This window comes from Geomicrobium sp. JCM 19039, assembly GCF_000698145.1.
Classification (GTDB): domain Bacteria; phylum Bacillota; class Bacilli; order Bacillales; family Marinococcaceae; genus Geomicrobium_A.
The window spans coordinates 131,205-137,361 of the sequence record NZ_BAXB01000009.1; the positions used below are offsets into that span (position 1 = coordinate 131,205).

Annotated in this window: 8 protein-coding genes; 7 read left to right on the top strand and 1 reads right to left on the bottom strand. The window is 42.2% G+C overall.

Features of this window, described 5'->3' with window-relative positions:
- The first annotated feature begins 109 nt into the window (after window positions 1-109).
- The 4 genes from JCM19039_RS24395 (at window position 110) to JCM19039_RS10910 (ending at window position 2,895) form a co-directional block, all read left to right on the top strand.
- Complete coding sequence (locus JCM19039_RS24395; protein WP_193744207.1) at window positions 110-256, top strand: hypothetical protein; 147 nt, start codon at window positions 110-112, stop codon at window positions 254-256.
- 242 nt (window positions 257-498) lie between these two features.
- Entirely contained in the window at window positions 499-1,812 is a 1,314-nt protein-coding gene (locus JCM19039_RS10905) for a chemotaxis protein CheA (protein WP_307190224.1), read from the top strand.
- Complete coding sequence (locus JCM19039_RS27280; protein ID WP_373975474.1) at window positions 1,767-2,477, top strand: chemotaxis protein CheA; 711 nt, start codon at window positions 1,767-1,769, stop codon at window positions 2,475-2,477. Before JCM19039_RS10905 ends, JCM19039_RS27280 begins: the two co-directional genes overlap by 46 nt.
- A gap of 10 nt (window positions 2,478-2,487) precedes the next feature.
- The gene (locus JCM19039_RS10910) at window positions 2,488-2,895 is read left to right on the top strand and encodes a chemotaxis protein CheW (protein ID WP_042426996.1); all 408 of its coding nucleotides are present in this window, start codon (window positions 2,488-2,490) and stop codon (window positions 2,893-2,895) included.
- Here JCM19039_RS10910 and JCM19039_RS10915 read toward each other — a convergent pair.
- The gene (locus JCM19039_RS10915) at window positions 2,892-3,224 is read right to left on the bottom strand and encodes a hypothetical protein (protein ID WP_042426998.1); all 333 of its coding nucleotides are present in this window, start codon (window positions 3,222-3,224) and stop codon (window positions 2,892-2,894) included. The two genes, JCM19039_RS10910 and JCM19039_RS10915, sit on opposite strands and share 4 nt — an antisense overlap.
- Before the next feature lie 74 nt (window positions 3,225-3,298).
- On the opposite strand from JCM19039_RS10915, the gene JCM19039_RS24400 reads away from it, so the two are divergent.
- The 3 genes from JCM19039_RS24400 to JCM19039_RS10925 all read left to right on the top strand — a co-directional run bounded on the left by JCM19039_RS24400 (window position 3,299) and on the right by JCM19039_RS10925 (window position 5,425).
- Window positions 3,299-3,445 (top strand): hypothetical protein, encoded by a 147-nt coding sequence (locus JCM19039_RS24400; protein ID WP_193744208.1) that lies wholly within the window; start codon window positions 3,299-3,301, stop codon window positions 3,443-3,445.
- Complete coding sequence (locus JCM19039_RS10920; protein ID WP_052398706.1) at window positions 3,442-4,128, top strand: polysaccharide deacetylase family protein; 687 nt, start codon at window positions 3,442-3,444, stop codon at window positions 4,126-4,128. Before JCM19039_RS24400 ends, JCM19039_RS10920 begins: the two co-directional genes overlap by 4 nt.
- A gap of 142 nt (window positions 4,129-4,270) precedes the next feature.
- A complete protein-coding gene (locus JCM19039_RS10925; RefSeq protein WP_042427001.1) occupies window positions 4,271-5,425 on the top strand; it encodes an FtsW/RodA/SpoVE family cell cycle protein in 1,155 nt (384 codons plus the stop codon).
- Window positions 5,426-6,157 lie beyond the last annotated feature (732 nt).

Here is a 6,157-nt window from a genome sequence, read left to right on the forward strand (position 1 = left end):
ACCTGAAAGGAGGAAGAGCCTAATGAGAACGCTCATTAGTGGAACACAGATCAATACTTGGAATGAGGATACCTCTCCCTAAAACGGATACAGAAAGGAGGCGGGAAGTATGCGAATTCATTTAATGTTAATCACAGTAATCATTAAACCTCGCTTCTTTTCAAAAGATGAAATTGAAAAAGCGTATGAATACCAACAACGGGAACGATCTTATCATCGTATGAAAGATCAAGCGTTGCGAAATTTCTATATGTAAACACGTACAACGTGGTGAAGCCTAGATTTTGCTTCACCACGTTTTTAGATATGCCAATTCGTATGTGCGTCAACGAATGATGTGTGAAATATTAAGAGTGATGAGAAGAAACAATGAAACGGGAAAGTCCGTCATTTTACATCATAGTGTTTGATCGCTAGTTAATTTGTGAAGAAAGCTCAAACTACCCGCTCGATATACCGATATGAGAAGTAGACGTGTGAATATGAAGAGGTGAAAGCATGGCTCATGCAGAATATCGACAATTGTTCATTGATGAGAGTGTTGAGCATTTGCAAAATATACAAGACTGTTTGTTTGAGTTAGAGAAAGACACAGCAAATCGAAGTGTCGTTGAGGAGATCTTTCGATCGGCCCACACATTAAAGGGCATGGCTGCAACGATGGAGTTTACAGATGTCGCTAACTTAACCCACACGATGGAAAATGTGTTGGATCTCATTCGCAGTGATGAGCTCACATTAACGGTAGACACAATTGATGTAATGTTTCAGTCAGCGGATGCATTGGAAGAGATGATCCAAGGAATCGCTTCTGGTGGAGATGGAACTAAAGATGTGACAGCGCTCGTTGAGCGGTTAGGGAAAATCACAAACGGTGAACAACTCGAGGAAGAAAAGCCCGGGGGAACAGTGAAAACGGCGTATAATGAGTTTGAGTGGACGGTTATTGAACAATCTCTTGAAGATGGTTTTCATGCTTATGAAATTGAGGTTTATATAGATGAACAAGCGATGCTCAAATCGGTGCGGGCGTTTATGGTACTTCAAAATCTAGAGTCTTTTGGTGACGTCATCAAATCCGTGCCAACCACCGAGGAATTGGAAGCTGAAGCATTTGAAAATCGTTTCGTACTCACATTTATTTCCCGGGAAAATAAGGATATGTTACAGCAAACGATCCGACAAGTATCAGAAATTCAAGAGGTAAATATCTCAGACGTTCAAACGAACATGAACAAAGCAACAGAACAAGGAACAACGAAAGAAGAAGTACCTCGTTCAGCAGATGCGCTTCCATCAAAAATTGAAACGAGTAAAACGGTACGAATTAATGTACAACGATTGGATACGTTGATGAATTTGTTTGAAGAGCTCATTATTAATCGGAGCAGAATGGAAGGCATTGCTGCACGCATTGATGATGCAGAACTCACCTCTTCAATTGAGCGGTTAACGAGAAACGCACAGCAATTACAAGATGTGATCTTGAGCATGAGAATGATGAGTGTTGAGCATGTATTTAACCGTTTTCCGAGCATGGTAAGAAAATTGTCTAAAGAACTCGGAAAATCAGTGGATTTGCAGATGAGCGGAACGAGTACAGAGCTGGACCGGTCCATTATCGATGAAATTGGCGATCCGCTCGTTCATCTTTTACGTAATTCGATTGACCACGGGATTGAACATCCTGAAACGAGACGTGAGCAAGGAAAACGTGAGCAAGGACGATACAACTGCGAGCATTTCATCGAGGAAACAGTGTCTATATTGAAGTTTCAGACGATGGTGCGGGCATTAACCGAGAAAAAGTAAAAGCTAGTGCTTTAGAAAAAGGGGTCATTACACATGCTGAGGCAGAGCGAATGGATGACCACCAAATTTATCAATTGTTATTTTCATCGGGGTTTAGTACAGCAACAGAGATTACGAATGTGTCAGGTAGGGGAGTCGGTTTAGATGTTGTAAAACAAACATTTGAATCGTTAGGCGGAAAAATCTCGGTGAGTAGTACGCATGGGGGTGGATCGGTGTTTTCCATTCAGCTTCCGTTAACGTTATCCATTATGGATGTGATGCTCGTACAGACTGAAGATGAATGGTATGGCATTCCGGTCTCCTCCATCATTGAAACAGCCATCGTAAAAAGAGCGGAGATTTATAAAGCTCAAGGAAAGATGGTGACAAATTATCGAAATCACGTCATCCCTGTCGTCCACTTGTCTGAGGCATTTGAAATTCCTCCGAGTAACAAAGCGAAGCACTCGACGTTTGAAGATGATTTTCAATCTCTCATTATCGTCAAGCATCGTGACTACGCCGTTGCGATTGCCGTAGAATCTCTCGTCGGTCAGCAAGATGTCGTCTTAAAGTCACTTGGCAATTATTTAGGAAATGTGAAAGGAATCTCTGGTGCTGCCATTTTAGGTAATGGAGACGTGATCCTGATTATTGATACGAATAGTTTATTGAATGAATAGGATGTGACTTATGACACAGGTTATCGTATTTACCATTGATGGTGAAAAATATGGCATTGATGTAGATCACGTTCAATCCGTTGAACGCGTTGAACAAATGACACGCGTGCCAGGAACTGCTCAAGAAGTGCTCGGTGTAATGAACATGCGAGGAGCGATTACGACCTTGATTGATTTGCGTATTGTGATGGGAAAACCAGCCGCAAAACTAACGAAGAACACACGATTATTGTTACTTGCAACTGAAGACGACCCTCTTGGTGTGATGGTGGATGAAGCGAGAGAAGTGATCCGAATTGAAGAGGATGAGGTCTCTGACAGTTTGAGCTCGAACTCAAACTCTGCCATTAGTCAAGGTGTTGTGAAGCGCGGGGATGAATTAATCTTTATGATGGATGCGAGTAAGATTTACAATTAGTCACCTTTTTGTCTTGATTGTCTAAACAAGAAATCAATGGTCAGAATAAACAGCCATAACAGGATCATTACAACCATGACCGTATGGTCGCGCCCGTCCTCAAGCATAATTACAGCAATATAGAAAAGACCGTTAGCGCCCCAGATGTTATAAAACCAAGCATTTGTCACTGTAGAGTAGAACAACAAATAAGCAGAAACTGACCAACAAGAAAATACAATGCTGACCGTCATAAGTGCCATCTGTTCGGTTCCTGGGGTTAAAAAGACAATCAACCCCGTGGCGATAACGACGATAATTGAAAATACAAAGCGATCACGGGTTTCCATACAAACACCTTCTTTAATAAGTCGTGCCTTTCATACATACATTGTTAATTTTTGTATATGTTAACAGGTAGGTCATGTTGAAAGGAAGAGATGAATTGAAAGCTCTATACGTCAAAATAGCAGTAGCTGTCGCTTTGTTCGTGTCATTTGTCGTTCCGATGAACGTTTTTGCTGCGCAAGATGAACTTCCTCCTTACGAGGTGGGAGTGAAGAGGATGTGAGAGATCCTGACCCTGTGACGTTTACCCAGTTAAAACAATCCTTCCCTGATTCATTTTACTATATGGGAGACCCAAACGAGAAACAGGTTGCCCTCACGTTTGATGATGGGCCAGATCCAAGACACACCTCACAGATTTTAGAAGTGTTAGACAAATATGATGTTCTCGGTACGTTCTTTGTGCTCGGAGCAAGAGCCGAAGCATATCCAGAGTTACTTCAAGAGATCGATGAAGCCGGTCATGATATCGGTTCCCACACGTTTTGGCATCCAAACTTAACAGATGACGACGACGAAGAGGATCTCGTCGCGAGGTTGGATTGGGAGTTGACACAAACTGAACGTGTTGTTGAAGAGAGTGTTGGATATAAGCCGAGGCTTTTCCGTGCTCCATATGGCAGCTTAAACATCGAATTAATGGAGCACTTAACCGAACGAGGCAATATTGCGGTTGGATGGAATGCGGACTCACAAGACTGGCAGCAAATCCCTTCAGAAGAGATTGTCGACATTCTTCGTAGTGAAATCAGTCCAGGAAGCATCGTTTTGATGCATGATGGTGGGAATTGGGATCAGACCATCACGTCAGCGGATGCTCTAGATACACTCATTCCAGAATTGCTAGCTGATGGGTATGAGTTTGTTACCGTGTCGGACATGCTTGACGTTGATCGAGCACTCTAATAACAGCGCTGAATGCATATGCATTCAGCGCTTTATTTCGGTTGTTTGCAAAGACGTCGATAATTGCAATGTTTTACTCATATACGTGTCACAATAAATCGTGTATCATAAATGCAGAATGATGTGTTCAGGGGATGAAAGCATGAAACCTTACCAAAGCTATGAAAAACAATACGACATTAATATGATGTTTGTATTATTTATTTTTGCTGTTTTGAGCTGTTTATACATTTATTTTGCTGTAGGGAATACAACGATAGTTATTATGCAAGCTGCTTTTTTTGTGGCCGGATTTATTATCGCGATTGTCGTCATGCACTTTGACTTTGAATATTATTTAAATTTGCATTGGATTAGTTATGCGTTTGGATTGTTCATGCTCATTGTGCTAGAGATTGTTTCTCCAAGTAGTCTAGCTCCTGAGCGGTTAGGGGCGACCCGTTGGTTTGATCTCGGTTTCGTGAATTTACAGCCTTCAGAGTTTATGAAGGTATTTATTATCGTCACACTTAGTGCCATTATTTATAAACATAACAATAGCTGGACGCCAAAAGAACTTAAATCCGACGTATGGCTATTAGCGAAAATGGCTCTCGTCATTATTCCACCAATTCTGTTGCTTCGTTCTCAACCGGATATGGGGATGGTCATGATGATGCTTGCCATAACCGTCGGGCTGACACTCGTCTCAGGAATGTCTTATAAGCTGCTTAGTCTTTTATATGGAATTCCATCCGTCATTGTTGGCGCATTTATTGTTGCGTATTTTCGTTTTCCAGACTTCGTTCAGAATGCGTTCTTTAGACATATCGAAGACTATCAGGTGAATCGTTTTCATGGGTGGTTGCGACCGCTTGAGAACCCAGATCAAGGTTATCAAGTGGCGCAAGCGATGACCGCAATTGGTTCCGGTGGATTAACAGGAAACACAGAGCATGACGTATACGTACCCGAAGCGCATACCGACTTTATCTTTTCTATTGTGGGTAGAGAAACAGGGTTTCTCGGAACGGCACTTGTCATTACTTTGTTCTTTATTCTGTTCTATCAGATTATGATGACCGCCATTCGTTCCCACCATAGTTTTGGTACGTATTTATGTTCCGGTGTTATTGCACTGTTTACGTTCCAAGTGTTTCAAAACGTCGGTATGAACGTTGGCTTATTACCTGTTACCGGCTTTACGCTTCCGTTTATGAGCTATGGGGGCAGCTCTCTCTTCAGTTCGATGCTCGCAATTGGCATTGTGCTCGGGGTCCGGTATCATGCGAAGAGTTATGTGTTTGAAGAGAAATAGCAACGAGCGGTTGATCCAAAAAAGCCTTAGGATAAAAGTTATCCTAAGGCTTTTTTATAAAGTCCAAATGTGGTCTTCAATAGAGGAATTAAAGGCGGATTTGTTTGGAAAAAAAGGTAGTGGATCCTAAGGGAGGAGTGGCGCTGCGATTTCCCGCTGGTCAATGAATCTAGATCATTTGGGTGAGTGATCTACACCGCTAACCTCCGAGAAAATTCCCCACGCATCTTCAATGCCGAAAGTAGTGAAAAACTCTCTATATAGGATGAACAAAAGCAATGCATTGGATTCCAGAATGTAGAGATTATCTCGTGATTTCATGCGATTGATTGTTATGACAAAAATGTATTCATATCTCTTTCACATAGCGAAATTACTTCAATGGTATTTGTATCGAGCGGGGCAGGGCATGGTTCGCATTGTGCGCGCTAGTTTTCACTTTCTGCGATCAAGTTTGCTCTTTTTAGCGATTTTAGCGCTCATTTCGTAAAACTTGCGCGCAGTTTGTTCCAACTGGAGCGCAGATTGGACGAAACCTAACACCTTACGACCTGTCGGTCCCAGCGGGACCGAACCGAAATCGGTCTCGATTCGGCGCGACACGCGCCGACGGAAGTTTTGCGTTTTCAACTCGGTGTTCGGGGCAGGGCGTGCGACTCAATAAATGAACATCGCTTTGGAACTAGATTGTTGTTCAATTTCTTTAAAGTGCTGAATCTAATTCCAAAAACG

Coding starts and splice junctions, on each gene's coding strand:
- JCM19039_RS24395 (WP_193744207.1), top strand. CDS start 110: ATGCGAATTCATTTAATGTTAATCACAGTAATCATTAAACCTCGCTTC.
- JCM19039_RS10905 (WP_307190224.1), top strand. CDS start 499: ATGGCTCATGCAGAATATCGACAATTGTTCATTGATGAGAGTGTTGAG.
- JCM19039_RS10910 (WP_042426996.1), top strand. CDS start 2,488: ATGACACAGGTTATCGTATTTACCATTGATGGTGAAAAATATGGCATT.
- JCM19039_RS10915 (WP_042426998.1), bottom strand. CDS start 3,224: ATGGAAACCCGTGATCGCTTTGTATTTTCAATTATCGTCGTTATCGCC.
- JCM19039_RS24400 (WP_193744208.1), top strand. CDS start 3,299: ATGTTGAAAGGAAGAGATGAATTGAAAGCTCTATACGTCAAAATAGCA.
- JCM19039_RS10925 (WP_042427001.1), top strand. CDS start 4,271: ATGAAACCTTACCAAAGCTATGAAAAACAATACGACATTAATATGATG.